At 65.0% G+C, this 26,668-nt stretch carries 25 protein-coding genes; 19 read left to right on the top strand and 6 right to left on the bottom strand.

Going from position 1 to position 26,668, the window contains the following annotated elements:
• From accC to EEB15_RS19180, 7 genes are all read left to right on the top strand, one after another.
• The gene (accC, locus tag EEB15_RS19210; protein WP_141511493.1) at positions 1-2,052 is read left to right on the top strand and encodes an acetyl-CoA carboxylase biotin carboxylase subunit; all 2,052 of its coding nucleotides are present in this window, start codon (positions 1-3) and stop codon (positions 2,050-2,052) included.
• Positions 2,052-3,140, top strand: a complete 1,089-nt coding sequence (locus EEB15_RS19205; RefSeq protein WP_141511492.1) for an alkaline phosphatase D family protein — start codon at positions 2,052-2,054, stop codon at positions 3,138-3,140. Before accC ends, EEB15_RS19205 begins: the two co-directional genes overlap by 1 nt.
• Complete coding sequence (locus EEB15_RS19200; protein ID WP_141511491.1) at positions 3,137-3,619, top strand: VOC family protein; 483 nt, start codon at positions 3,137-3,139, stop codon at positions 3,617-3,619. Before EEB15_RS19205 ends, EEB15_RS19200 begins: the two co-directional genes overlap by 4 nt.
• Positions 3,620-3,770: 151 nt before the next feature.
• The gene (locus EEB15_RS19195) at positions 3,771-5,591 is read left to right on the top strand and encodes an FAD-dependent oxidoreductase (RefSeq protein WP_141511490.1); all 1,821 of its coding nucleotides are present in this window, start codon (positions 3,771-3,773) and stop codon (positions 5,589-5,591) included.
• The gene (locus EEB15_RS19190) at positions 5,588-7,447 is read left to right on the top strand and encodes a 2-oxoacid:acceptor oxidoreductase subunit alpha (protein WP_141511489.1); all 1,860 of its coding nucleotides are present in this window, start codon (positions 5,588-5,590) and stop codon (positions 7,445-7,447) included. Before EEB15_RS19195 ends, EEB15_RS19190 begins: the two co-directional genes overlap by 4 nt.
• Entirely contained in the window at positions 7,444-8,499 is a 1,056-nt protein-coding gene (locus EEB15_RS19185) for a 2-oxoacid:ferredoxin oxidoreductase subunit beta (RefSeq protein WP_141511488.1), read from the top strand. Before EEB15_RS19190 ends, EEB15_RS19185 begins: the two co-directional genes overlap by 4 nt.
• A gap of 58 nt (positions 8,500-8,557) precedes the next feature.
• Complete coding sequence (locus EEB15_RS19180) at positions 8,558-8,998, top strand: cyclic nucleotide-binding/CBS domain-containing protein (protein ID WP_141511487.1); 441 nt, start codon at positions 8,558-8,560, stop codon at positions 8,996-8,998.
• 20 nt (positions 8,999-9,018) lie between these two features.
• Here the strand turns inward: EEB15_RS19180 and EEB15_RS19175 are convergent, their stop codons facing one another.
• From EEB15_RS19175 to EEB15_RS19165, 3 genes are read right to left on the bottom strand one after another with little or no spacing between them, the layout of a single operon-like run.
• Positions 9,019-10,542 (bottom strand): amidase, encoded by a 1,524-nt coding sequence (locus tag EEB15_RS19175; RefSeq protein WP_141511486.1) that lies wholly within the window; start codon positions 10,540-10,542, stop codon positions 9,019-9,021.
• A gap of 10 nt (positions 10,543-10,552) precedes the next feature.
• A complete protein-coding gene (locus EEB15_RS19170) occupies positions 10,553-11,506 on the bottom strand; it encodes a tripartite tricarboxylate transporter substrate binding protein (protein ID WP_141511485.1) in 954 nt (317 codons plus the stop codon).
• Between the two features lie 23 nt (positions 11,507-11,529).
• Positions 11,530-12,657: an FAD-binding oxidoreductase gene (locus EEB15_RS19165; RefSeq protein WP_141511484.1), complete on the bottom strand. Its 1,128-nt coding sequence runs from the start codon at positions 12,655-12,657 to the stop codon at positions 11,530-11,532.
• A gap of 30 nt (positions 12,658-12,687) precedes the next feature.
• Between EEB15_RS19165 and EEB15_RS19160 the strand changes: the two genes are divergently transcribed.
• Positions 12,688-13,311, top strand: a complete 624-nt coding sequence (locus EEB15_RS19160) for a helix-turn-helix domain-containing protein (RefSeq protein ID WP_233259546.1) — start codon at positions 12,688-12,690, stop codon at positions 13,309-13,311.
• 4 nt (positions 13,312-13,315) lie between these two features.
• Here EEB15_RS19160 and rsxB read toward each other — a convergent pair whose 3' ends face one another.
• Both rsxB and EEB15_RS19150 read right to left on the bottom strand, forming a co-directional pair.
• Positions 13,316-13,966: an electron transport complex subunit RsxB gene (gene rsxB, locus EEB15_RS19155; protein WP_141511483.1), complete on the bottom strand. Its 651-nt coding sequence runs from the start codon at positions 13,964-13,966 to the stop codon at positions 13,316-13,318.
• A gap of 7 nt (positions 13,967-13,973) precedes the next feature.
• Entirely contained in the window at positions 13,974-15,332 is a 1,359-nt protein-coding gene (locus tag EEB15_RS19150) for a polyhydroxyalkanoate depolymerase (protein ID WP_141511482.1), read from the bottom strand.
• A 195-nt stretch (positions 15,333-15,527) separates the two neighbouring features.
• Between EEB15_RS19150 and ygiD the strand changes: the two genes are divergently transcribed.
• Positions 15,528-16,373, top strand: coding sequence for a 4,5-DOPA dioxygenase extradiol (ygiD, locus tag EEB15_RS19145; protein ID WP_141511611.1), 846 nt, complete (start codon positions 15,528-15,530; stop codon positions 16,371-16,373).
• Here the strand turns inward: ygiD and EEB15_RS19140 are convergent.
• Positions 16,370-17,566, bottom strand: a complete 1,197-nt coding sequence (locus EEB15_RS19140) for an amino acid aminotransferase (RefSeq protein ID WP_141511481.1) — start codon at positions 17,564-17,566, stop codon at positions 16,370-16,372. The two genes, ygiD and EEB15_RS19140, sit on opposite strands and share 4 nt — an antisense overlap.
• A 134-nt stretch (positions 17,567-17,700) precedes the next feature.
• Between EEB15_RS19140 and uvrB the strand changes: the two genes are divergently transcribed.
• The 10 genes from uvrB (at position 17,701) to dnaQ (ending at position 26,631) form a co-directional block, all read left to right on the top strand.
• Positions 17,701-19,803 carry an excinuclease ABC subunit UvrB gene (gene uvrB, locus EEB15_RS19135; protein WP_141511480.1) on the top strand — a complete coding sequence of 701 codons (2,103 nt, stop codon included), beginning with the start codon at positions 17,701-17,703 and terminating at the stop codon, positions 19,801-19,803.
• 4 nt (positions 19,804-19,807) lie between these two features.
• The gene (locus tag EEB15_RS19130; RefSeq protein ID WP_141511479.1) at positions 19,808-20,296 is read left to right on the top strand and encodes a low molecular weight protein-tyrosine-phosphatase; all 489 of its coding nucleotides are present in this window, start codon (positions 19,808-19,810) and stop codon (positions 20,294-20,296) included.
• A 207-nt stretch (positions 20,297-20,503) separates the two neighbouring features.
• Positions 20,504-21,040 (top strand): Fe-S cluster assembly transcriptional regulator IscR, encoded by a 537-nt coding sequence (gene iscR / locus EEB15_RS19125; RefSeq protein ID WP_141511478.1) that lies wholly within the window; start codon positions 20,504-20,506, stop codon positions 21,038-21,040.
• Between the two features lie 69 nt (positions 21,041-21,109).
• Positions 21,110-22,330, top strand: a complete 1,221-nt coding sequence (locus EEB15_RS19120) for an IscS subfamily cysteine desulfurase (protein ID WP_141511477.1) — start codon at positions 21,110-21,112, stop codon at positions 22,328-22,330.
• A gap of 28 nt (positions 22,331-22,358) precedes the next feature.
• Positions 22,359-22,745 (top strand): Fe-S cluster assembly scaffold IscU, encoded by a 387-nt coding sequence (gene iscU / locus EEB15_RS19115; protein ID WP_141511476.1) that lies wholly within the window; start codon positions 22,359-22,361, stop codon positions 22,743-22,745.
• A 13-nt stretch (positions 22,746-22,758) separates the two neighbouring features.
• A complete protein-coding gene (iscA, locus tag EEB15_RS19110; RefSeq protein WP_141511475.1) occupies positions 22,759-23,082 on the top strand; it encodes an iron-sulfur cluster assembly protein IscA in 324 nt (107 codons plus the stop codon).
• A complete protein-coding gene (hscB, locus tag EEB15_RS19105; RefSeq protein WP_141511474.1) occupies positions 23,079-23,597 on the top strand; it encodes a Fe-S protein assembly co-chaperone HscB in 519 nt (172 codons plus the stop codon). Before iscA ends, hscB begins: the two co-directional genes overlap by 4 nt.
• An 82-nt stretch (positions 23,598-23,679) precedes the next feature.
• The gene (gene hscA, locus EEB15_RS19100; RefSeq protein ID WP_141511473.1) at positions 23,680-25,539 is read left to right on the top strand and encodes a Fe-S protein assembly chaperone HscA; all 1,860 of its coding nucleotides are present in this window, start codon (positions 23,680-23,682) and stop codon (positions 25,537-25,539) included.
• Between the two features lie 9 nt (positions 25,540-25,548).
• Positions 25,549-25,887, top strand: a complete 339-nt coding sequence (gene fdx / locus EEB15_RS19095; RefSeq protein ID WP_141511472.1) for an ISC system 2Fe-2S type ferredoxin — start codon at positions 25,549-25,551, stop codon at positions 25,885-25,887.
• A gap of 24 nt (positions 25,888-25,911) precedes the next feature.
• The gene (gene dnaQ, locus EEB15_RS19090) at positions 25,912-26,631 is read left to right on the top strand and encodes a DNA polymerase III subunit epsilon (protein ID WP_141511471.1); all 720 of its coding nucleotides are present in this window, start codon (positions 25,912-25,914) and stop codon (positions 26,629-26,631) included.
• Positions 26,632-26,668 lie beyond the last annotated feature (37 nt).

Here is a 26,668-nt window from a genome sequence, read left to right as displayed (position 1 = left end):
ATGTTCACGAAAATCCTCATCGCCAACCGTGGCGAAATTGCCTGCCGCGTCATCAAGACCGCGAAGAAGATGGGCATCAAGACGGTGGCCGTCTATTCCGATGCCGACCGCGACGCACGCCACGTGGAGCTGGCCGATGAGGCGGTGCACATCGGCGCGGCGCCGTCGCGCGAGTCCTACCTGCAGGCGGACCGCATCATCGCCGCGTGCAAGCAGACCGGTGCGCAGGCGGTGCATCCCGGCTACGGCTTCCTGTCGGAGAACGAGGCGTTTGCGCGCCGAGTCGAGGAAGAGGGCATCATCTTTATCGGGCCCAAGCACTACTCCATCGCGGCGATGGGCGACAAGATCGCGTCCAAGAAACTGGCCAACGAGGCCAAGGTCAACACCATCCCGGGCTGGAACGACGCGATCCAATCGGCCGAGCGCGCCGTGGAGATTGCGAAGGACATCGGCTACCCCGTGATGATCAAGGCCTCGGCCGGCGGCGGCGGCAAGGGATTGCGCGTTGCCTTCAACGACAAGGAAGCGTTCGAAGGCTTCACCGCGTGCCAGAACGAGGCGCGCAACAGCTTCGGCGACGACCGCGTCTTCATCGAGAAGTTCGTGGAGGAACCGCGCCATATCGAGATCCAGGTGCTGGGCGATTCGCACGGCAACGTGATCTACCTGAACGAGCGCGAGTGCTCCATCCAGCGCCGCCACCAGAAGGTGATCGAGGAAGCGCCTTCTCCCTTCATCAGCGACGAGACGCGCAAAGCCATGGGCGAGCAGGCCGTGGCGCTGGCCAAGGCCGTGAAGTACCAGAGCGCGGGCACGGTGGAGTTCGTGGTCGGCAAGGACCAGAGCTTCTATTTCCTGGAGATGAACACGCGCCTGCAGGTGGAGCACCCGGTGACGGAGTGCATTACGGGCCTGGACCTTGTCGAACTGATGATTCGAGTGGCGGCAGGTGAGAAGCTCCCCATCGCCCAGAAGGACGTGCAGCGCAACGGCTGGGCCATCGAATGCCGCATCAACGCCGAGGACCCGTTCCGCAACTTCCTGCCCAGCACCGGCCGGTTGGTCCGCTTCCAGCCGCCGAAGGAAAGCATGTGGGCTTCGGACACCGAGCACCTGCAAGGCGTGCGCGTGGACACCGGCGTGCAGGACGGCGGCGAGATCCCGATGTATTACGACTCGATGATCGCCAAGCTCATCGTGCACGGCAAGGACCGCAACGAGGCGATCGGCAAGATGCGTGAAGCCCTCAACGGCTTCGTGATTCGCGGCATCAGCAGCAACATCCCTTTCCAGGCCGCGCTGCTGGCGCACCCGAAGTTCGTTGCCGGTGATTTCAACACCGGCTTCATCGCCGAGCACTACGGCAAGGGCTTCCACGCCGAGGACGTGCCCCATGACGACCCGGACTTCCTGGTGGCGCTGGCGGCCTACGTCAACCGCCGCACCTTGCAGCGCGCGGCCGGCATCAGCGGCCAGATGCCCGGACACCAGTTCACGGTGGGCGAGGACTTCGTCGTCGTCCTGCTGGGCGCGGATGGCCAACACGAGCGCAAGTCCGCGAGCGTGCGCGACTTCGAAGCCCAGTCCGGTTCCAGCGCCGTGGAAACAGCCGGCAAGCGCTATGAGATCTGCAGCCCCAGATGGCACCTGGGGGCGGGCCGGATCCGCGGCACGGCCAACGGCCAGGCTTTCACTGCGCAGGTGGAACGGGGCGTGGGCAAGAACCCGCTGGCGATCCGCGTCATCCACAACGGCACTCGGCTCGACACTTTGGTGCTGACGCCGCGCGCGGCGGAACTGCACGCGCTGATGCCCTACAAGGCGCCCCCGGACATGAGCCGCTACGTGCTGTCCCCCATGCCGGGCCTGCTCGTGGAAGTGGCGGTGCAGCCGGGCCAGAAGGTGCAGGCGGGCGAACGTGTCGCCGTGATCGAAGCCATGAAGATGGAGAACGTATTGTTCGCCGCGGCGGACGGCGTGGTGGGCAAGGTGCTGGCGGCCAAGGGCGAGAGCCTCGTCGTGGACCAGCCCATCGTGGAGTTCACCTGATGATGAAAAGACGTGAGCTGCTGGCCGGCGGCATTGCACTCGGTGCAGTCGGTGCGCTCGCAGGCTGCGCGGCGCCCAAGGTGCGGCCCGCCATCGCGCCGGCCTCGGCCGACGCTGCGCCGCTGCGCCGCATTGCCTTTGCCTCGTGCATCGACCAGAACAAGCGCGAGCAGCCGATCTGGGACACGGTATTGGCCGACCAGCCGGACCTGTTTATCTTCGGCGGCGACAACGTTTACTGTCCCGTTCCGTATTCGCTGGCCAACCTGCGCCGCGCGTACGCCATGGCTGTGGAGCAACCCGGCATGGCGCGCCTTCGCCGCACCGTGCCCCATATGGCGATCTGGGACGACCACGACTACGGGTCCAACGACGGCGGCGCCGAGTTCGCCTACAAGGGCGAGTCCAAGACCGAATTCCTCGAGTTCTGGAAGGTCCCCGCCAACGATCCGCGCCGCGGCCGTGATGGCCTGTACCACGCGCAGGTTTTCGGCCCGCCGGGCCAGCGCGTGCAGGTCATCCTGCTGGATGCCCGCTGGTTCCGGTCGCCGTGGAAGGTGACCGACCAGCGCAATGCGCCGGGCAAGGAGCGCTTCGTGCCGGACACCGACGCGAACAAGACCATGCTCGGCGAAGCGCAGTGGGGCTGGCTGGAAGCGCAGTTGAGGGAACCCGCGCAGGTGCGGCTCATCGTTTCCGGCGTGCAGGTCGTGACCGAAGGCCACGGCTGGGAGCGCTGGGGCAACTTCCCGCTGCAGCGCGAACGCCTCTACAAGCTGGTTGCCCACACGCGAGCCCAGGGCGTGGTCTTCCTGTCCGGGGACAGGCACATCGGTGCGCTGTACCGTGAAGAGGCCGGCACGCCTTATCCGTTCTACGAGCTCACATCCAGCGGCGTCACCCATCCCTGGCGCGACGCCGTGGAGGCGGGACCGAACCGTCTTGGAGACCTTTTCAAAGAGCAACACTACGGCGCCGTGGAGATCGACTGGGACGCAAAGGCGCTGCGCCTGGCCGTCAAGGACATCGCCGGGGCACCGGCGCGCAGCCGGCTCATCGCATTCAACGAACTGGAGGTTCGCACATGACCCCACGCCCCTTCAAAGTCCTGGGCATCCAGCAGATCGCCATCGGCGGGCCCGACAAGCTGCGGCTTCAAAAGCTGTGGGTCGACATGTTCGGCCTGCAGGTCACCGGCACCTTCAAGAGCGACCGCGAGAACGTGGACGAAGACATCTGCACGCTGGGCAGCGGGCCCTTCAAGGTCGAAGTGGACCTGATGCAGCCGCTGGACCCGGAAAAGAAGCCCGCGGTCCACCAGACGCCGCTCAATCACATCGGGCTGTGGATCGACGATCTGCCCGCCGCCGTGGAATGGCTCAGCGCGAACGGCATGCGCTTCGCACCCGGCGGCATCCGTCGGGGCGCGTCGGGTTTCGACATCTGCTTCGTGCATCCAAAAGGTAACGAAGAGTCTCCGGTGGGTGGCGAGGGCGTGCTGATCGAACTGGTCCAGGCCCCTCCTGAAGTCGTGAACGCTTTCGCGCAGCTGGAACTGGACCGCTGACGCGAAACTGACGCGGCAGCGGCGGGGCTGGGGAATCCCCCGAGAGCCTGAAGGGTTGACGCAAGCGTAGACTGGCCGATGGGGCAACAATGCCCCCAGACCCGCAAGCCCCGACCGGGGGCGACGACGCGGGCAAGGCAAGGAGACAGCGTTGCAGCGAACCGATATTGCCGACCCGGCCTATTTTCACAAGGTCGTTGATTGCCAGTACGCCTGTCCGGCGCACACCCCCGTTCCCGAATACATACGGTTGATCGCGCAGGGCCGCTACAGCGACGCCTACATGATCAACTGGGTGTCCAACGTGTTCCCGGGCATCCTGGGCCGCACCTGCGACCGGCCGTGCGAGCCCGCCTGCCGCCGCAGCCGGGTGGAAGAAAACAACACGGGGGCGCCCGAGCCGGTGGCGATCTGCCGGCTCAAGCGCGTCGCGGCCGACATGAAGGACGACGTGGCCGGGCGCATGCCGAAGGTCGGGCCCAAGAACGGCAAGCGGATTGCCTGCGTCGGCGCAGGCCCTGCCTCGCTGACCGTCGCGCGCGACCTGGCACCGCTGGGCTACGACGTCACCATTTTCGACGGCGAGGCCAAGGCCGGCGGCTTCATGTGGAGCCAGATTCCGCGCTTCCGGCTACCGGAGTCGGTCATCGATGAGGAGACTGGCTACATCCTGAACCTGGGCGTGAACTTCGTCAGCGGCAAGCGCATCGAGTCGATGAAGGCGCTGATGACCGAGGGCTACGACGCCATTTTCGTGGGCTGCGGCGCGCCCCGTGGCCGCAACCTCGAACTGCCGGGCCGAGCCGAGGCGGCGGCCAACATTCACATCGGGATCGACTGGCTGGCGTCGGTCTCGTTCGGCCATGTCACCAAGATCGGCAAGCGGGTGATCGTGCTGGGCGGCGGCAACACGGCCATGGACTGCTGCCGTTCATCCCGCCGCCTCGGCGGCGAGGATGTGAAGGTGATCGTGCGCAGCGGCTTCGAGGAGATGAAGGCGTCGCCCTGGGAAAAGGAAGACGCGATGCACGAGGGCATCCCGATCGTCAATTTCCACGTGCCCAAGGCGTTCGTGCACGAGGGAGGCAAGCTCAAGGGCATGACCTTCGAGATCGTGAAGGCGGAGTACGACGCCAAGGGCAAGCGCCAACTGGTACCGACCGGCGAGCCTGACGCCTTCTTCGAGTGCGACGATGTGCTGGTCGCTGTCGGCCAGGAAAACGCCTTCCCGTGGATCGAGCGCGATTGCGGCGTCGCCTTCGACGAGTGGGGCCTGCCCAAGCTGTCCAAGGACACCTTCCAATCGAGCGTGCCCAACGTCTTCTTCGGCGGCGACTCGGCCTTCGGGCCCAAGAACATCATCACCGCCGTGGCGCATGGCCATGAAGCGGCGGTGTCGATCGACAAGCTGCTGCAGGGCGAGGAAACGCATGTCCGTCCGGCGCCGATGACCAACCTGATGTCGCAGAAGATGGGCATCCACGAGTGGAGCTACGACAACGACACCAGCAACGACCTGCGCTACAAGGTGCCATGGGCCAAGGCCGAGAAGGCTCTGGCGAGCATCAAGGTGGAGGTGGAACTGGGCTTCGACGTCGCCACGGCGATCAAGGAGGCGGGGCGCTGCCTGAACTGCGATGTTCAGACGGTGTTCGTGGAAAGCGCGTGCATCGAGTGCGACGCCTGCGTCGACATCTGCCCGATGGACTGCATCACCTTCACCAATGACGGCGAAGAAGCCGACTTGCGAACGCGGCTGAAAGCGCCGGCGCTGAACCTGGCGCAAGATCTTTATGTGTCGGGTGGACTCAAGACGGGACGGATCATGGTGAAAGACGAAGACGTCTGCCTGCACTGCGGCTTGTGCGCCGAACGCTGCCCGACCGGCGCTTGGGACATGCAGAAATTCCTGCTCAACACCACGCAGGCGGGGCCGGCCTGCCGCAGCAAGGTCGAGGAGGCCGTGGCATGAGCAGAATAGAAGCCGTCAACGATTTCGTCATCAAGTTCGCCAACGTGAACGGTTCGGGGTCGGCGTCCGCCAACGAGCTGTTCGCCAAGTCCATCCTGCGCATGGGCGTGCCTGTCAGCCCACGCAACATCTTTCCCAGCAATATCCAGGGCCTGCCCACCTGGTACGAGGTGCGCGTGAACGAGCGCGGCTACCAGGGCCGGCGCGGCGGCATCGACATGATGGTGGCGATGAACCCGCAGACCTGGGACGCCGACGTGGCCGAGCTGGAGCCGGGCGGCTACCTCTTCTACGACAGCACGCGGCCGCTGCCGCCATCGAAGTTCCGGCCCGACATCACGGTGATCGGCATGCCGCTCACCGAGATCTGCAACGCGGTCTATAGCGACCCGCGCCAGCGCCAGCTGTTCAAGAACATCGTCTATGTCGGGGCGTTGTCGGTGCTGCTGGAGATCGAACCCGAGGTCATCGAGAAGCTGTTCGGCGAGCAGTACAAGGGCAAGGAAAAGCTGCTGGCCTCCAACGTTCAGGCTCTGCACCTGGGCCGCGACTTCGCCAAGGAGCACCTGCAGGGCCCGCTGGGCATTCGCGTGAAACGTGCCGACAAGGTGGGCGACCATATCTTCGTGGACGGCAATGCCGCGGCGGCGCTGGGCTGCGTGTACGGCGGCGCGACGGTCGCAGCCTGGTACCCGATCACGCCGTCATCGTCGGTTGCCGAGGCGTTCCAGAAGTATTGCGGCAAATTCCGTGTGGACCCGGCCACCGGGCAGAACAAGTTCGCCATCGTGCAGGCCGAGGACGAGATCGCCTCGATCGGCATGGTGGTGGGCGCGGGCTGGAACGGCGCACGGGCTTTCACGGCGACATCCGGCCCGGGTGTGTCGTTGATGACGGAATTCATCGGCCTGGCCTACTTCGCCGAGATCCCGGTGACCATCATCAACGTGCAGCGCGGCGGGCCCTCTACCGGCATGCCCACGCGCACACAGCAGGCCGACATCCTGTCGTGCGCCTATGCCTCGCACGGCGACACCAAGCACGTGCTGCTGCTGCCGGAAGACCCGCACGAGTGCTTCGAGCATGCGGCCTGCGCGCTGGACCTGGCCGACCGTTTGCAGACGCCGGTGTTCGTGATGACCGACCTGGACATCGGCATGAACCAGCGGTTGTGCAAGCCCTTCGCCTGGAATGACAGCCGTTTCTACGACCGGGGCAAGGTGATGACGGCCGAGGAACTGGAGGCCGGCAAGGACTTCGGCCGCTACAAGGACGTGGATGGTGACGGCATCCCCTGGCGCACGCTGCCGGGCACGCACCCGACCAAAGGCAGCTACTTCACGCGCGGCACCACGCGCGACCCGTACGCGCGCTACAGCGAGCGCGGGCCGGACTACATCTACAACGTCGAGCGCCTGCTCAAGAAGTTCGCGACCGCGGCGACGCTGGTGCCGCAGCCCGTGTTGCGGCCCGCCGCGCGCAAAACGCGGCAGGGCGTCATCTACTTCGGGTCGACGAGCCCGGCGATGCAGGAAGCACTGGACGTGCTGCCGGAAGAGGATATTCACCTGGACGCCCTGCGCTTGCGGGCCTTCCCATTCCCGGCCACGGTGGCGCAGTTCATCGCCGACCACGACGAAGTGTTCGTGGTGGAACAGAACCGCGACGCCCAGATGCGCAGCCTGCTGGTCAACGAACTCGACGTGGACCCGAACAAGCTGGTCAAGGTTCTGCACTATGACGGCACGCCCATCACCGCGCGATTCATCATCAACGCGATCATCAAGCACGCTTCCTCCCAACCCTCCCGGGGGCGGGCTGAGGTGGCGGCACGGGTGCAGGAGGCCCAACCATGACCTACATCGCCAAACCGCGCCTTCGCCACCCGACGCTGGAAACCAACAAGGTCGGCTACACCCGGCGCGACTACGAAGGCAAGATTTCGACGCTGTGCGCGGGCTGCGGGCACGACTCGATCTCCGCCGCGATCATCCAGGCTTGCTGGGAGCTGGACATCGAGCCGCACCGCGTGGCCAAGCTGTCGGGCATCGGGTGCAGCTCCAAGACGCCGGATTATTTTCTTGGTGCCTCGCACGGCTTCAACACGGTGCACGGGCGCATGCCTTCGGTGCTGACGGGCGCCAATCTGGCGAACCGGGATCTGCTCTACCTGGGCGTTTCGGGCGATGGCGACTCGGCGTCCATCGGCTTGGGCCAGTTCGCGCATGCGATGCGGCGCGGCGTGCGCATGGCCTACATCGTCGAGAACAACGGCGTCTACGGGCTGACCAAGGGCCAGTTCTCGGCCACGGCCGACAGCGGCTCCAAGAGCAAGAAGGGCGTGATCAACAGCGACAGCCCGGTCGACCTGGTGGCCATGGCGCTGGAGCTGGGCGCGACTTACGTGGGCCGTGCCTTCTCGGGCAACAAGGAGCAGCTGGTGCCGCTCATCAAGGGCGCGATCTCGCATGGCGGCGCGGCTTTCATCGACGTGATCAGCCCTTGCGTGGCGTTCAACAACCACCCGGGCAGCACCAAGAGTTACGACTATGTGCGCGAGCACAACGAAGCGGTGAGCCGCATCGACTTCATCGCTCACCGCGATGAGATCACTGTCCAAGCTGCGCCGGGTGAAGTTGTCGACGTGCGGCAGCACGATGGCTCGCTGCTGCGCCTGCGCAGCCTGCACGCGGACTACGACGCGACGAATCGTTACAGCGCCATGGCGTACATGCAGCAGCATCAGGCACGGGGCGAAATCGTGACCGGCTTGCTGTACGTGGATCCACTCGCGACCGACCTGCACATGGCACTGAACACCAGTGCGGCGCCACTCAACACACTGGAAGCCGCGCAGCTGTGCCCGGGTGGGCCCGCTCTCGACAAAATCAACGCGTCGCTGCGCTAGCGGCGCACTAGTTGGCGCATTCTTTGCAAGGCTTTCATCGCTCAACAGGGGTCGCACCATGACCGAACGCACCGTCTTCCAGTCCATGTCCCACAAGCACGTGCTCAGCCTGGGGCCCACGGCCAGTGTCTGGGAAGCGGCGTGCGTGATGACGCGCGCGAGCTGCGGCAGCGTGTTGATCATGGAGCCGCCCGAAAAACTGCTCGGCATTGTCACTGAGCGCGACCTGATGACACGGGTGCTGGCGAAGGCGCTCAACCCGGAGAAGACACAGGTCTCGGCGGTGATGACGCACAACCCGCAATGCGTGTCGCCCGAAACGGCGGTGTCCGATGCCGTCGTCATCATGATCGAACGGGGCTTTCGCCACCTTCCCATCGTCGGGCCGGGGGGCAAGATCCTGGGTGTGTTCTCGGTGCGCGATGCGCTGCCGCGCGAGATCGGCGCGGCGATGAGCGTCACTGAGTTCAACGAGACGGTCAACGACGCGCTGGGTTGAAGCGCGCCGGTCTTTGGCGCCTAGACAGCGACAGGCGCCGCGCCGTTGGAGCCACCGTCCACGAGCGGCGGATGCGTCACGATGCTCTTGAGCTCGGGCCTCGGCTGCTCGAGCGCGGTGAAGTCCGGCACGGGCCTGGCCGTATCGGCATCGCCGGCCCATGCCTCCTCGAGCGCCTTCGCTGCCCGCAGCAACGCGGCGTCTTCCCGCAGGCGCCCGATCACCTGCAAGCCGAACGGCATGCCTTGTTCGTCGCGGCCGCAAGGCAGCGACAGCGCCGGGTTCGTGGCGAGCGTCACGACGTAGGTCAGGCCCAGCCAGTGGTAGTAGTTGCGCATGGCCTGGCCGTCGATCTCTTTGGCATACAGCTCGGTCCAGGGGAAGGCGGACACCGGCGTGGTCGGCGCAATGATCAGGTCGTAGCGCTCGAATGCGCGGGCGAACTGCCGGGCAATGTGGGTCTGCTGCAGGTGAGCCCAGGCGCGATCGCCGAGGGTGATCGAGCCGGCCATCTCGACGTTGGCGCGCACGTTGGGGCCCAGGGTTTCCGGCGCGTTCTTGTAAACGTCCGCGTAGGCGGCAACGAAAGCCTCGGCGCGCAGCACGTCGAAGGCGCGGTCGGCGTCGCCCAACTCCAGTTCAATGGGCTCGCACGCCGCCACCAGCGGCCGAATCGACTCGACGCGCGAGCGGAATGTGCGGCGAACGCCTGGGTCGACGATGCACAGGCCGAAGTCCTCGGTGTACCCCACGCGCAGCCCCGACAAATCCGCTGCGCCTGCGGGCCAGAACGCCTCGGGCGCGGCCGCATGAGAGAGCGGATCGCGCGTGTCGACGCCCAGGCTTGCGGAGAGCATCAGCGAGACGTCGTCGACGGATCGCCCCATCGGCCCCAGGACGGAAATCACCGACCAGCCCAACGCACGCGCATTGTTGGCGACGAGCCCCGGCGACGGGCGCAATCCGACGACGCCGCACAACGCAGCCGGAATGCGCAGCGATCCGCCGGTGTCCGAGCCGGTGCACAGCGGCAGCAAATCGCACGCCAGCGCTGCGGCCGACCCGCCGGACGAGCCGCCGGCGTTGAGCGATGGATCGAACGGATTTCCGGTGGCACCCCATACCGGATTGCGGGTGTTCGCCCCCGCGCCCATGTCGGGCACGTTGGTCTTGGCGGTCACGATCGCGCCGGCGCGCCGCAGCCGTGCGACCAGCGTGTTGTCGGCAGCCGGCACGTTGCCGCGCAGGCCGACGTTGCCGTGCGTGGTGAGCAGCCCGGCCGTGTCCTGCAGGTCTTTGACGCCCAGGGGCAGCCCGTGCAGGGGCCCGAGGGCGTCGCCGCGCATCACGGCGGCTTCCGCGGCGCGTGCGTGCTCCCGCGCCCGCTCGAAGTCGGTGGCCGTGACCGCATTGACCGCGGGGTTGTACCGTTCGATGCGTGCGATGCACGCGTCGAGCAATTCGACCGGGGATATCTGGCGCGTGCCGATCAGGCGCCGCAAGCGCGCCGCGCTGAGCTGGGGTAGGTCGTGATCGTGTGCCATGCCGTCCTCTTCAATCCGCCTGAATCTTCGCCTTGTGCACATAGGCGCGCAATTGCGGCAACTCCCTGGCCACCTTGGTGTCGTACACGCTGCCGGGCTGGTAGGCCACATCCAGGCCGGCCTTCTGAAGGCTGTCGCGAATGACCGGGTCCGCCAGTGTGTCGATCAGCGCCTTGCTCAAGGCTTTCTGCACGGGCTGCGGCAAGCCGCGCGGTGCCACGACAGCGATCCACGGCACCATCTCGAAATCGGGGTAGCCCGATTCGGCGATGGTCGGCACGTTGGGCAGCGACGGCGAGCGCTGCAGCGAGGTGACCGCGATGGCCTTGACGCGGCCGGCCTGCAGCATCGGCAGGGCAGCAACGTTGGTATCGAAAGTGAACTGCACCTGGCCCGCGATCAGGTCCGTCATCGCGGGTGCGCTGCCTTTGTATGGCACGTGCAGCAGGTCCGCGCCGGACACCAGCTTGAACATCTCGCCGGCAAAGTGCGATGTCGTTCCCGAACCGAACGATCCATACGCCAGCTTGGCGGGCCGCGCCTTGGCCAATGCCACGACTTCCTTCACGTTGGCGGCGGGCACGGACGGGTTGGCCAGCAACACGAGCGGCGACGTGCCGATGAGGCCGATGGATTCGAAGCTCTTCTGCGGATCGAAAGCGAGCTTGGGCCGCAGCGCGGGCGTGACGGTGAACGTGGTGTTGGAGCTGATGAGGAGCGCGTAGCCATCGGCCGCCGCCTGGGCTACCGCGGTCGCGCCGATGGCCGTTCCCGCGCCGGCCTTGTTGTCCACGACCACCGGCTGCCCCAGCCGCTGCGCCATGCCCTTGGCCACGATGCGGCCGATGACGTCGGTCGCTCCGCCGGGTGGGTAGGGCACGACCAGAGTGATGGGGCGGTCGGGGAAGGCCGCAGCCGAGGCGCTTGCGACGAGGGCGGCCAGAAGGAATGCGAAGCGTTTCATGAGTGTCCTTGCAAGTGAAGTGTTCAGCGCAGGCGGTTCGGCGAGACGAGGCGCGCGTCCACACCCTGCGCATGCAGGGCCGCAGGCAGTGGCTCGTGGAGCACGAGTGCGGCCGCCAGTTCGGAGGCGCCGGCCGCACTCTGGATGCCATAGCCGCCTTGGCCGGCGAGCCAGAAAAATCCCTCGCAGCCGTCGTCCCAGCCGATGACGATTTCGCCGTCCGGTGCAAACGTGCGCAAGCCGGCCCAGGTTGCGCTGGGGCGCCGGATGCTGAGCGTCGTGGCGGTCTCGATCTGGTGAATGCCCATCGCGATGTCGAGTTCCTCCGGCACCACGTCGTGGGCCACGGTGGGGTCTGCGTTCGCGGGCGAGCCGAGCAACTGCCCCGCGTCCGGCTTGAAGTAGTAGCTCTCGTCGATGCCCGCCACGGCCGGCCAGGCGGAGACATCGACGCCCTCGGGCGGCTTGAATGTGAAGGCGCTGCGCCGGCGTGGCTCCAGGCCAAGCGGTGCGGCGCCGAAGACGCGCGCAACCGCGTCAGCCCAGGCGCCCGCCGCGTCAACGACGACGCGCGCGCGCAGCAACTCTCCGCCCGTCAATTCGATTTTCCAGGCATCGCCATCGCGCGTGGCACCCACAACTTCTGCGCCGGTGCGCACGACGCCACCCGACGCGCGAAGCCCGCGCAGGAAGCCCTGGTGCAGTGCACCGACGTCGATGTCCTGCGCGTCGCTCTCGAACAGTGCGCCGTGCACCGTCTCGGGCCGCAGGCAGGGCGCTTTCGCCAGCGTTGCGGCGGCGTCCAGCCGCTCGACGCGGCTGCCGGTGGCCTCCAGCTCGGCCTGCGTCTCGCCCAGCAAGTGGGCTTGCTCGTGCGTGGCGACGTACAGCGCGCCGCGCGGGGCGAGCAGGGCATGCTCCGCAAAGCCGGCCGGCGGTGCCTGGTAGAAGGCCCGGCTGGCACGGGTGAGGGCGCGCACCATCGGCGGCCCGTAGCTTTCCATGAACATGGCGGCGGACCGGCCTGTGGCGTGGTAGCCGGGCTGGGTCTCGCGCTCGAGCACGGCCACTGCGCAGCGCGGGGCCAGTCGGTAGCCCAGGGAAGCCCCGGCGATGCCGGCGCCGATGATGGCAACATCAAATTCTCGCATTTGAGAATTCTCTCATGCGAGAATCATGCCATGAGCTCAGGGAAAACCATGAGGAGAGTCCCGGCGGCGCAGGCGCTGCCGGACCGCGCGCGTGTGGGCGCGCGCCTGCGTGAAATCCGCAAGCAGCGGCGGCTGACCTTGAAGGCGCTGTCCGCGAGCTCGGGCGTGGCGCTGTCCACCTTGTCGAAGATGGAACTCGGCCAGGTATCGGCCAGTTACGAAAAACTTGCGGCCGTGGCCCGCGCGCTCTCTGTGGACATCGCGCAGCTGTTCGGCGCGGCGGGAGCGGAGCCGTCGCCCGATGATGCGGGTGCTCCGCTGGCCGTGCGGTCGGTGCTGGCCTCGGCGCCGCGCTACGACACCGAGAACTACGACCTGCGCATGCTGGCCACGGCTTTCCCGACCAAGCGCATGACGCCCGCGTGGGGCCGCATCGACGCGCGCTCGCTCACCGAGTTCAACGATTTCGTGCGCCACCCCGGCCAGGAATTCGTGATGGTGCTGTCGGGCAGCGTGCGTATCCGGTTCGAGACGGGCGAGTCGATCGCGCTCAAGCGCATGGAGAGCGCGTATTTCGACAGCGGTGTGGGCCACGTGTACCTCAGCACCAGCAAGCAGCCGGCGCAGTTGGTGGTCGTGATGTCGCCCGCGTGAGGCTCTAGCCGCGATTGGCGCGCGCGCGGGCGAGTGCCGCCTCGATCACCGAGCGCTTGCGGTCGGCCTCGGCGCCTTCGGCGCCATGCGTGTGGGACGGCAAGTCCGCGAGCTTGGCCTTCGCCTTGGCTTCAAGCCGCTGCGCGTTTTCTTCTTCTTCGCGGGCCATACGCATGAGGTGAAATTCGTACCTTTCCAGCCCCTCGGCGGCTTGTGCCGCTGACCACGCCTGCCAGCCGGTACGCTGTCCGGTCACGTTCTCCAGGCTGATGCAGTCCACCGGGCAGGCCGGGATGCACAACTCGCAGCCCGTGCAATACGGCTCGATCACCGTATGCATGAGCTTGTTGCTGCCCATGATGGCGTCGGTCGGGCAGACCTTGATGCACAACGTGCAGCCAATGCACCAGGCTTCATCGATCACGGCGACCGCGCGCGGGCCTTCGACGCCGTTGGCCGGGTTCAATGGCAGAACCGGCCTGCCAGTGATCGCGGCCAGCCGGGCAACGCCTTCCGCGCCGCCTGGCGGGCACTGGTTGATCTCTGCCTCGCCCGCGGCAACAGCCTGCGCGTAGCCCGCGCAATCCAGATAGCCGCAGCGGGTGCACTGGGTCTGGGGCAGGGCGGCGTGCAGCCGCGCGGCCAGCGCGTCCACGATAAGACTAGGCCGTCGTTCGCTGGCGGCCTGCTGGCTTTTTCACGGTCACGGGCTTGGCCGCGGCGCTCGACCGCTTGCCGCTGTCCGCAAGCACCGGGCCTTCGCTGAACTGCTTGATGAAGTCGCGCACCTGCGGGTACACGAGCTCGCGCCAGCGGCGGCCGCTGAAGATGCCGTAGTGGCCGGCGCCCTTCACCTCGAAGTGCTTCTGGCGCGACTTGGGCACGTTGAAGCAAAGCTCGTGTGCCGCTTCGGTCTGGCCGGAGCCGGAAATGTCGTCCAACTCGCCTTCGATGGTGAAGTGCGCGGTGGTCTTGATGTCTTCCGGGCGCACGCGCTCCAGGTCGCCCTGTTCGCTGATGACGTCCCACGTGCCGTTGACCAGCGCGAACTCCTGGAACACCACGCGGATGGTCTCGAGGTAGTAGTCCGCGTCCATGTCGAGCACGGCGTTGTACTCGTCATAGAACTTGCGGTGCGCCTCGGTGCTGGCGTCGTCGCCCTTGATGAGGTTCTTGAAGTAGTCGTAGTGGTTCGACGCGTGGCGGTCGGGGTTCATCGCCACGAAACCGGTGTGCTGCAGGAAGCCCGGGTACACCCGGCGGCCGGCACCCGGGAAGCTGGACGGAACGCGGTAGATCACGTTGTTCTCGAACCACTCGTAGCTCTTGTTCATCGCCAGGTTGTTGACGGCGGTGGGCGACTTGCGGGCGTCGATCGGGCCACCCATCATGGTCATGGTGAGCGGCGTCACTTCGCCGCGCGAGGCCATCAGCGACACGGCGGCCAGCACCGGCACCGTGGGCTGGCACACGCTGATGACGTGGCAGTTGCCGTAGATGCCTTGCAGGTGGCGGATGAATTCCTGCACGTAGTTGACGTAGTCGTCCAGGTGGAACTCGCCCTGATCGAGGGGGACGGTACGCGCGTTCTTCCAGTCGGTGATGTAGACCTTGTGGTCTTTGAGCATGGTGCGCACCGTATCGCGCAGCAGCGTCGCATAGTGGCCCGACAGGGGCGCAACGATGAGCACGGCGGGCTGGCCCTTGAGCTTGGTCAGCGTGGCGGGATCGTCGGTGAAGCGCTTGAACCGGCGCAGGTCGCAAAAGGGCTTGTCGACTTCCACCCGTTCGTGGATGGCGATTTCGGTGCCGTCGATGTCGAGGTGCGTGAGGTTGAATTCAGGCTTCTCGTAGTCCTTCCACAGCCGGTACATCAGGTCATAGCTGGCGGAGACGCGTTGCGCCAGCGGGTTCTGGCCGAAGGGCGACAGGGGATTGCTGTACAGCTTGGAAGCCGCCTGCGCAAAGTCGGCAAAGGGCTCCATCAGGGAGCGCTGGGTTTCGTAGATCTGATAAAGCATGTGGTCCCGTCCGTGTTGCAGTGCAATATAGCACTTAGTAACAAAGGCTGGTTAGACGTAGAACTACCAATGTGTGAGGGGAACTTACGGTGTGTAAGTTTCTCCGATTATCGTTATAACTATGAACGTTCTCATATGCGACGACGCGATCTGGTGGGTGCGGCGGCTGGACTGGCCGTGGCGGGAGGGTATTTGATGTCGGAAAGCACGAATGCGGCGGCCCTGGGCCAACTCACGCAACTGAAGAAGTCGCCGCGGATGCCGGTGTTGTTCCTGGGCCATGGCAGCCCCATGAACGCCATCGAGGACAACGAATACCGGCGCAGCTGGCAGGCCCTGGGCGCCGAATTCGGCAAGCGGCTGCCGCAGCCGCAACTGATTCTGTGCGTATCCGCGCACTGGATCACCCGAGGCTGGTGGCTGACGGGGATGGACAAGCCGAAGACCATCCATGATTTCGGCGGATTCCCTCAGGAGTTGTTCGACCAGCAATTTCCCGCGCCGGGCGCGCCGGTGGTGGCGCAGGAGATCAGCCGCGGTTTCACGCAGCCGCCGATCGGCCTGGACAACAGCGAATGGGGGTTCGACCACGGCACCTGGTCGGTGCTGAAGCCCATGTTCCCCAAGGCAGACATCCCGGTGATCCAACTGAGCATGGACTATTCGCGCCCGCCGGCCGAGCATTTCGCGATCGGCCAGCAACTGAAGGCGCTGCGCGAGCGCGGCGTGCTGATCGTGGGCAGCGGCAACATCGTCCACAACCTGCGCGCGACGCGGCGCGGAGTCGCGTCGAACCAGGCCTACGACTGGGCGACCGAGTTCGACACGAAGATCGCGGGCCAGATGGAAAAGGGCGATCTGGCCGGGCTGGTCGACTTCCAGAAGCTGGGCCAGGTGGCGCAACTGGCCCACCCGACCTACGACCACTACCTGCCGTTGCTGTATGCGGCGGGCGCCGTGGACCCCAAAGAGCCGCTGCGCTTCTTCAACACCAACTACCAGTCGGCGTCGATCTCGATGCGGTCGGCGGTCTGGGGCTAGAGCACCTTCGCGATCGACGCGCAGACGTAGTCGATGTTCTTGCTGTTCAGCGCGGCCACGCACATGCGGCCGGTGTCGGTGCCGTAGACGCCGAACTCGTTGCGCAGGCGCACCATCTGGTCCTTGGTGAGGCCCGAGTAGCTGAACATGCCGATCTGCTGGGTGATGAAGCTCATGTCCTGCTTCACGCCCGCGCCCTTGAGTTTTTCGACCAGGGCCACGCGCATCTGCTTGATGCGCGTGCGCATGTCGGCCAGCTCCTTCTCCCACAGCGCGCGCAGTTCCGGCGTGTTCAGCACCATGGCGCAGACCATGCCGCCGTGGATAGGCGGGTTGCTGTAGTTGGTGCGGATCATGATCTTGAGCTGCGACAGCACGCGGCCGGCTTCTTCCTTGTCCTGGCACAGCACGGAAAGGGCGCCGACACGCTCGCCGTACAGGCTGAAGCTCTTGGAGAACGAGGTGGACACGAAGAAGTTCTGGCCCGAAGCCACGAACTTGGCGATCACGGCGCCGTCTTCGGCGATGCCGTAGCCGAAGCCCTGGTAGGCCATGTCGAGGAAGGGCACCAGCTTGCGGGCCTTGACGGCGGCGATCACCTGGTCCCACTGCTCGGCCGTGATGTCGTAGCCGGTGGGGTTATGGCAGCAGGCGTGCAGGACGACCACGGTGCCTTCGGGCGCGACGTTCAGCGCCGTCAGCATGCCGTCGAAGTCGATGCCGCGCTTGGCGGCGTTGTAGTACGGGTAGCTCTCGACCGTGAAGCCGGCCTGGGCAAACAGGGCGCGGTGGTTTTCCCAGCTCGGGTCGCTGATCAGCACCTTGGCGTTGGGGTTGAGCCGTTTCAGGAAGTCCGCACCGATCTTCAGGCCGCCGGTGCCGCCCAGGGCTTGGACGGTGGCCACGCGGCCGGACTTGACCGGGTCGCTTTCGGCCCCAAATACCAGGTTCTTGACGGCGGAGTCGTATGCGGCGATGCCGTCGATGGGCAGGTAGCCCCGGGCCTTCGGGTCTTCCATCATCTGCTTTTCCGCGGCCTGGACGCACTCCAGCAGGGGCAGCTTGCCGTTGTCGTCGTAGTACACGCCGACGCCGAGGTTGACCTTGTGGGGATTGGTGTCGGCGTTGAATTGCTCGTTGAGGCCCAGGATCGGGTCGCGCGGGGCCATTTCGACGGCGGTGAACAAAGACATGGAGTTCCTCGGGAAGTTTGTCAGTAGCTTGGGGCGGGTAACCGTGTGCAAGCGCACGGTCGGCCGGGGTTGCGGTACGCTGTCCGGTTGCTCCCATTTTAAGCCGTTACTCCGGGTTTCCCCCGACAAGGTCCATGCCAGAAGTCTCTGAAGTCATACCGGAAAGCAAGCCCGGCGAATTCATCAGCTTTCCCGATTCGCCGTTCGAGCTGTTCCAGCCCTATCCACCCGCGGGCGACCAGCCCGCCGCCATCGACAAGCTGGTTGAAGGTGTCCGGGACGGCGAGGTTTTCCAGACCTTGCTGGGCGTCACGGGCTCGGGCAAGACGTTCACCATGGCCAACGTCATCGCGCGGCTCGGTAGGCCGGCCATCGTTTTCGCGCCCAACAAGACACTGGCAGCCCAGCTGTACAGCGAGTTCCGCGAGTTCTTCCCCAAGAACGCCGTGGAGTACTTCGTCAGCTACTACGACTACTACCAGCCCGAAGCGTATGTGCCGCAGCGCGACCTGTTCATCGAGAAAGACAGCTCGATCAACGAGCACATCGAGCAGATGCGGCTTTCGGCGACCAAGAGCGTGCTGGAGCGGCGCGACACGGTGATCGTCGCCACGGTGAGCGCGATCTACGGCATCGGTGCGCCGGAAGACTACACGCAGATGCGGTTCATCACGCGGGTGGGCGACAAGATCGGGCAGCGCGACATCATCAGCCAGCTGATCCGCATGCAGTACAACCGCAACGAGCAGGACTTCTCGCGCGGCACGTTCCGGGTGCGCGGCGACACCATTGACATCTTCCCGGCGGAGCACAGCGAGCTTGCCATCCGCGTCGAGTTGTTCGACGACGAGATCGAATCGCTGCAGCTGTTCGACCCGCTCACGGGTCGCATCCGGCAGAAGGTGCCGCGCTTCACGGTCTACCCGTCCAGCCACTACGTGACGCCGCGCGAAAAGGTGATGTCGGCGGTGGAGACGATCAAGATCGAGCTGGCCGACCGGCTGAAGGAGTTCGTGTCCGCGGGCAAGCTGGTCGAAGCCCAGCGCCTGGAGCAGCGCACCCGCTTCGACCTGGAGATGCTCAGCGAAATCGGCCACTGCAAGGGCATCGAGAACTACACGCGCCACCTGTCGGGCGCGCCTCCTGGCGCACCGCCGTCTACGTTGACCGACTATTTGCCCAAGGACTCGCTGATGTTCCTGGACGAGAGCCACCAGATGATCGGCCAACTGGGCGCCATGTACAACGGCGACAGAGCGCGCAAGCTCACGCTCGTGGAGTACGGCTTTCGCCTCCCCTCGGCGCTGGACAACCGGCCGCTGAAGTTCGAGGAATTCGAGGCGCGCATGCGCCAGGTCGTCTTCGTATCCGCCACCCCAGCCGACTACGAGAAGACCCATGCCGGCCAGGTGGTCGAGCAACTTGTCCGGCCCACCGGCCTGGTCGACCCGGAAGTGGAAGTGCGCCCCGCCACGCACCAGGTGGACGACGTTCTGCAGGAGATTCGCATCCGCGTCGAAAAGAACGAGCGGGTACTGATCACCACGCTGACCAAGCGGATGGCCGAGCAGCTCACCGATTACCTGTCCGACAACGGCGTCAAGGTGCGCTACCTGCACAGCGACATCGATACCGTCGAGCGGGTGGAAATCCTGCGCGACCTACGGCTCGGCGCTTTCGACGTGCTGGTGGGCATCAACCTGCTGCGCGAAGGCCTGGACATTCCCGAGGTGTCACTGGTGGCCATCCTCGACGCCGATAAGGAGGGCTTTCTGCGCGCCGAACGCTCGCTGATCCAGACCATCGGCCGCGCCGCGCGGAACCTGAACGGCAGGGCCATCCTGTACGCCGACCGCATCACCGAGTCGATGAAGAAGGCCATCGGCGAGACGGAGCGGCGCCGGGCCAAGCAGCTCGCTCACAACATCGAGCACGGCATCACCGCGCGCAGCATCAAGAAGGAAGTGCGCGACCTGATCGACGGCGTCTACAGCGCCAAAACCGGCCGCGAAATGGAAAAGCAGGAACTGCAGCGCGCGATGGTGGAGGACATGTCCGAAAAGGACATCGCCAAGGAAATCAAGCGGCTCGAAAAGCAGATGCTGGAGCACGCGCGCAACCTGGAGTTCGAGAAGGCGGCGCGGGTGCGCGACCAGTTGGTGGTGTTGAAGGAGCAGGCTTTCGGTGCGGTGGTGCACGACAACGTGATTCCGATCCAGGCCGGCGCCAAGGGGTGATGCGATGGCGATCAAGTATTCGGTCTTGATGGCCTGCATGGGAAACATTTGCCGCAGCCCGACGGCGGAGGGCGTTCTGCGCCACCTCGTCCGCGAAGCCGGCCTGGAAGACCAGGTACACATCGACTCGGCCGGCACGCTGGACTATCACGTGGGGTCTCCGCCGGACGGGCGCAGCCAGAAGCACGCGCTCAAACGCGGCTACGACCTGTCGAACCAGCGGGCTCGGCAGGTCAGCCCGCGCGATTTTGAGAAATTCGACCTGGTCCTGGCCATGGACTGGCAGAACCTGGAAGAACTGCGCGAGCTGTGTCCGGCCCAGCATCTGCACAAGCTCAAGCGCCTGATGGAATTCGCCCCGCCGGGCATCTCAGATGTGGTGGCTGACCCGTATTGCGGCGGCCATGACGGCTTCGAAAGCGTGCTCGATCACATCGAAGTGGCGTGCAGCGGCCTGCTGATCCATATCCAGGCCGCGCTGCAGCGGGGCTGATAGGCCGAATGCCCGGAGTACCCGAGCGATCCGGTGGGGTTCTGCTATACTTGACGGAAACACTCAACAACAACTCCAGAGAAACCCTTAGTCATCAATGAGTTAGCTCGTCGGTGGGGCGGTAGGAAGCCGAGAAATGGGCAGGGAAGGGCTTCGGGGCACGCCCCGGAAGTGGATTGAAGGTAGCCAAGCATTAAGGAGCTTGCCATGCGACTCACGACCAAAGGCCGCTTTGCGGTCACCGCGATGATTGATTTGGCTCTGCGCCAGAACAATGGTCCCGTCACGTTGGCGGCGATCAGCCAGCGTCAGCAGATTTCGCTTTCGTACCTCGAACAGCTGTTCGGGAAACTGCGCCGGCATGAGCTGGTGGAGTCCACCCGCGGCCCGGGCGGCGGCTACACCTTGGGCCGCAAGGCCACCGAGATCACCGTGGCGGACATCATCGTCTCGGTGGACGAGCCGATCGACGCCACCCAGTGCGGCGGCAAAGAAAATTGCCAGGGCGACGGCGGCCGCTGCATGACGCACGAGTTGTGGGCGGCACTGAACCAGCGCATGGTGGAGTTCCTGGACTCCGTCACGCTGCAAAAGCTGGTCGATGACCAACTGGCCAAGGGCATGCAGATCGAGGACAAGCCGGCGGTCAAGCGCGCCATCTCGAGCCAGCCGGTGGTCAAGCCGATCCGCGTCAACGCACCGAATTCGGTGTTCGCGCTGGGCAACTCGTACGCCAAGTCCTGAGTTCCGTGAACCGCTTGCGTGCATCGTGGGCGGTCCGGGTTTCCTGAAGCTTCATTGTTTACTTGCACCATGGACATGACCCCGCATTTCCCGATCTACATGGATTACGCCGCCACCACGCCGGTGGATCCGCGCGTCGTCGACGCGATGATCCCCTGGCTGCGCGAGCATTTCGGCAATCCGTCATCCCGCAGCCACGCCTGGGGCTGGGAAGCGGAACAGGCCGTTGAAAATGCGCGCGGCCAGGTGGCCGACATGATCGGCGCGGACCCGCGCGAGATCGTGTGGACCAGCGGCGCGACCGAGTCCATCAACCTGGCCCTCAAGGGCGCGGCGCAGTTCTACAAGACACGCGGCAAGCACCTCATCACGCTCAAGACCGAGCACAAGGCGGTGCTCGACACCATGCGTGAGCTCGAGCGGCAAGGCTTCGAGGTCACCTACATGGACGTCCAGGAAGACGGCCTGGTTGACCTGGAAAAACTGAAGGCGGCCCTGCGCCCCGACACCATCCTGGTCAGCGTGCTGTTCGTCAACAACGAGATCGGCGTCATCCAGGACATCCCGGCCATCGGCGCGATGTGCCGCGAGAAGGGCATCCTGTTCCACGTCGACGGCGCGCAGGCCACGGGCCGCGTCGAGATCGACATGGCGACGCTGCCCATCGATCTGATGAGCATGACGGCGCACAAGACCTATGGCCCCAAGGGCATTGGCGCGCTGTACGTGCGGCGCAAGCCGCGCGTGCGGCTCGAAGCGCAAATCCACGGCGGCGGGCACGAACGCGGCATGCGTTCCGGCACGCTGCCCACGCACCAGATCGTCGGCATGGGCGAAGCCTTCCGCATCGCCAAGGCCGAGATGGCCGAAAGCAACGCCAAGGCGCGTGCGCTGCAGCAGCGGCTGCTGGACGGCCTGAAGGACATCGAGCAGGTGTTCATCAACGGCAACCTGGAAAAGCGGGTGCCGCAGAACCTGAACATGAGCTTCAACTTCGTCGAGGGCGAATCGCTGATCATGGGCATCAAGGGGCTGGCGGTGTCGTCCGGCTCAGCCTGCACATCGGCGTCGCTCGAACCGAGCTATGTGCTGCGCGCCCTGGGCCGCAGCGACGAGCTTGCGCACAGTAGCCTGCGCATGACCATCGGCCGCTTCACGACCGAGGAAGAAATCGATTACGCCATCTCCACCATCAAGCAGAATGTGGCCCGTCTGCGCGAGCTGAGTCCGCTGTGGGAGATGTACCAGGATGGAGTCGACATCTCGACCATCCAATGGTCCGCTCATTGAAGCATTAGAGATTTACGAGGTACCCGAAATGGCCTATTCTGAAAAAGTCGTTGACCACTACGAAAACCCGCGCAACGTCGGCTCGTTCGACAAGGGCGACGAAAGCGTCGGCACCGGCATGGTGGGTGCACCCGCCTGCGGCGATGTGATGAAGCTGCAGATCAAGGTGAACCCGCAAACCGGCGTCATCGAAGACGCGCGTTTCAAGACCTATGGCTGCGGCTCGGCCATCGCGTCCAGCTCGCTCGTGACCGAATGGGTCAAGGGCAAGACGCTCGACGAGGCCGCTGCGCTGAAGAACAGCCAGATCGCCGAAGAACTGGCGCTGCCGCCGGTCAAGATCCACTGCTCCATCCTGGCCGAAGACGCCATCAAGGCGGCGGTGGAAGACTACAAGAAAAAACACACGCACTGATCGTCCGGTAGCAATGAGCATCTCTCTGACAGAAGCAGCAGCACGCCACGTCACCCGATACCTCGGCAAACGCGGAAAAGGCGTGGGCGTACGGCTGGGCGTGAAGACGACAGGCTGCTCGGGCCTTGCCTACAAGCTCGAGTATGTGGATGAGATCGCGCCCGAGGACGTCGTGTTCGAAGACCACGGCGTCAAGGTGCTGATCGACCCCAAGAGCCTGGCCTATATCGACGGCACACAACTCGACTTCGTGCGCGAAGGCCTCAATGAAGGCTTCAAGTTCAACAACCCCAACGAGCGCGATCGCTGCGGCTGCGGGGAATCTTTCAGAGTGTGAATCTTCAATCGAGCGACTTCGAGCTGTTCGGCCTGCCCGAGCAGTTCGCGCAGGACCGGGCCGCCATCGATGCGCGCTGGAAGGACCTGCAGCGTGAAGCACATCCCGACAAGTTCGCCGCGCAAGGGCATGCCGCCCAGCGTGTCGCGCTGCAGTGGTCCGTCCGTATCAATGAGGCGTATCAACGCCTGAAGGACCCGCAGAAGCGCGCCGCCTATCTGTGCGAGCTGCGCGGCTGTCCCATCGACGCCGAGAACAACACGACGATGCCGGCTGATTTTTTGGTCGAGCAGATGGAATGGCGCGAAGAGCTGGACGAAGCACGCAGCATGGCGGACCTCGACGTCCTGGAGGGCGAACTCGACCGGGCACGCAGCGACACCCTCCAGCGGATCGCGCGGATGCTCGACGACCAGGCCGATGCAAGAGGCGCGGCCCAGCAGGTCAGAGCCCTTATGTTCATTGAGCGCTTTGGCCGCGATGTCGAGAATCGCGTCGAGCAGCTGGGACAATAGAACGTATGAAACCCCCACGCTCATTTTATTCGCTGCCCCCCGAGGGGGCGTCAGTGCCCTACGGGCGGCCGGGCGGTCACTGATGGCCTTATTGCAAATTTCAGAACCCGGGCAATCCCCCGACCCGCACCAGCGGCGCATCGCGGTGGGCATCGACCTGGGCACCACCCATTCACTGGTCGCCGCTGTGCGCAACGGGGTGGCCGAATGCTTGCCGGACGGGCAGGGCGGTGTAATCCTCCCTTCGGTCGTACGCTACCTCGAAGGCGGTGGCCGTCAGATCGGCCATGAAGCGCACGCCGCGCAGGCCGACGACCCCGAGAACACCATCGCGTCCGTCAAGCGTTTCATGGGCCGGGGGCTCGCTGATATCGCCAATCGCGACAAGCTGCCTTACACCTTCATCGACAAACCCGGAATGGTGGCGCTGCAGACTCGCGCCGGTGAGAAGTCGCCGGTGGAGATCAGCGCCGAGATTTTGGCGACACTTCGCTATCGCGCGGAAGACACGTTCAACGACGATCTCTACGGTGCGGTCATCACTGTGCCGGCTTACTTCGACGAAGCCCAGCGCCAGGCGACGAAGGATGCCGCCAAGCTCGCCGGCATCAACGTTCTGCGCCTGATCAACGAGCCCACCGCGGCCGCCATCGCCTATGGTCTGGACAACGCCAGCGAAGGCATCTACGCGGTGTACGACCTGGGTGGCGGAACTTTCGATATCTCGATCCTCCGCCTGACGAAGGGTGTGTTCGAAGTCGTCGCTACGGGTGGCGATTCGGCGCTGGGCGGGGACGACTATGACCGTGCACTGGCCGATGCGATGCTTGCGAAAGCCGGCATGCGGGCCACGAACGCCGGCGACAAAGCCGCGATCAAGATGGCGGCGCGTTCTGCCAAGGAAAAGCTTTCCGCGCAGGAGTCGGTTTCAGCGCAGTTCCGCGTGGGCGATGCCGCTGCCGAGGTGTCTATCTCGCGTGCGGAGTTTGAAACACTGACCGCTGACTTGACAGCGAAGACGATGCTTGCTGTGCGCAAAGCCTTGCGTGACGCCAAGCTGGCGAAGGATGAAATCCAGGGCGTTGTGCTGGTGGGCGGCTCCACCCGCATGCCGCAGATTCAGCAGGCAGTGGCGGAGTTCTTCGGCCGCGCACCGCTGACCAATCTGAACCCGGACGAAGTGGTGGCGCTGGGCGCCGCCGTACAGGCCAACCAGCTGGCCGGCAACAACGAGGCAGGAGACCTGCTGCTTCTCGACGTCATTCCGCTCTCGCTGGGCATCGAAACCATGGGTGGCTTGGTCGAGCGCATCGTGCCGCGCAACGAAACGATTCCCACGGCGAAGGCGCAGGACTTCACGACGTACAAGGACGGCCAGACGGCGCTCGCGTTGCATGTGGTGCAGGGCGAACGTGATCTGGTCGCCGACTGCCGCAGCCTCGCGCGCTTCGAACTGCGCGGCATTCCACCGATGGTGGCGGGCGCGGCGCGCATCCGCGTCACCTTTACCGTGGATGCGGATGGCCTGCTCAGTGTCAGTGCGAAGGAGCAGGGCAGCGGCGTCGAAGCGCGCATCGACGTCAAACCCTCCTATGGCCTTTCCGACGACGAGATCGCCCGCATGCTGCAGGAAAGTTTCACCACAGCAGAGCAGGACATCCGGGCCCGTGCATTGGCCGAAGCCAAGGTGGATGCCGAGCGCATGCTGCTCGCCACGCAGACTGCGCTGAGTATCGATGGCGGCCTGCTGTCCGCCGAGGAGCGCGCGCACATCGACGCGCTGATGGACCAGTTGCGCAATGTGGCCGCGGCGAGCCACGATGCCGGCGCGATCGAAGCCACAACCAAGGCGCTGGCGGACGGCACCGAATCCTTCGCCGCCGAGCGCATGAACCACAGCATCCACCAGGCGCTTGCCGGCAGGAACGTGGAAACCCTCTAGAAGAACGACATGGCCATCATCAAGATCCTGCCGCACCCCGAGTATTGCCCCAAAGGCGCTGAGGTCGACGCGCCCGCCGGCACGTCGATCTGCGAGGCCCTGCTGGATCACAAGATCAACATCGAACACGCTTGCGACATGAGCTGCGCCTGCACTACATGCCATGTGATCGTGCGCGAAGGCTTCAGCTCCCTGAACGAGATGGACGAGAGCGAAGAAGATTTGCTCGATCGCGCGTGGGGCCTGGAGCCCAACTCGCGCCTGTCGTGCCAGGCCATCGTGGCGCAGAAAGACCTGACCGTGGAGATCCCGAAGTATTCGATCAACCACGCCAAAGAGAATCACTAGAGCGCCTCTACAATCGGGCGCACCATGCGCCAGATCGTTCTCGACACCGAAACCACGGGCCTGTCCGCCGAAGGCGGCGACCGCATCATCGAAATCGGCTGCGTCGAACTGCTCGCGCGCAAGCTCACGGGCAACAACAAGCATTTCTACCTGAACCCCGAGCGCGACAGCCACGAAGACGCGCTCAAGGTGCACGGCATCAGCAACGAGTTCCTGCGCGACAAGCCGAAGTTCGCGGCGGTGGCTGACGAATTGATGGAGTACCTGGCCGGCGCCGAGATCATCATCCACAATGCGGCTTTCGACGTGGGCTTCCTGAACAAGGAACTCGAACTTCTCGGTAAGCCGCCCTTCAAGACCTGCGTGGGCCAGGTCACCGACACGTTGGCGATGGCCAAGGAGATGTATCCCGGCAAGCGCAACAGCCTTGACGCGCTGTGCGACCGCCTGGGCGTCGACAACTCCAGTCGCACGCTGCACGGCGCACTGTTGGATGCGGAGCTGCTCGCCGACGTCTACATCAACCTCACGCGCGGCCAGGACGCGTTGCTGATTGATATTGCCGACAGCAACACGGCCGGCGGCATCGTGACGCGAGTGGACCTCACCGCGTTCACGCTGCCGGTCTTGCTGGCCAACGACCAGGAAAGCGCCGCGCACGAAGAGGTTCTCAAACAGCTCGATAAGGCCAGCGGCGGCAAGACGGTGTGGCGTATCCAGACCGCGCCCGGGCCTGTGGCATAATTCGAGGCTTTCCTGCAGAGCATCGGCTCGCGGGAAG

The sequence above is a fragment of the Ramlibacter sp. WS9 genome (assembly GCF_003797765.1).
In the GTDB taxonomy this organism is placed as follows: Bacteria; Pseudomonadota; Gammaproteobacteria; order Burkholderiales; family Burkholderiaceae_C; genus Ramlibacter.
This window is presented reverse-complemented; position numbering and strand designations above follow the sequence as displayed.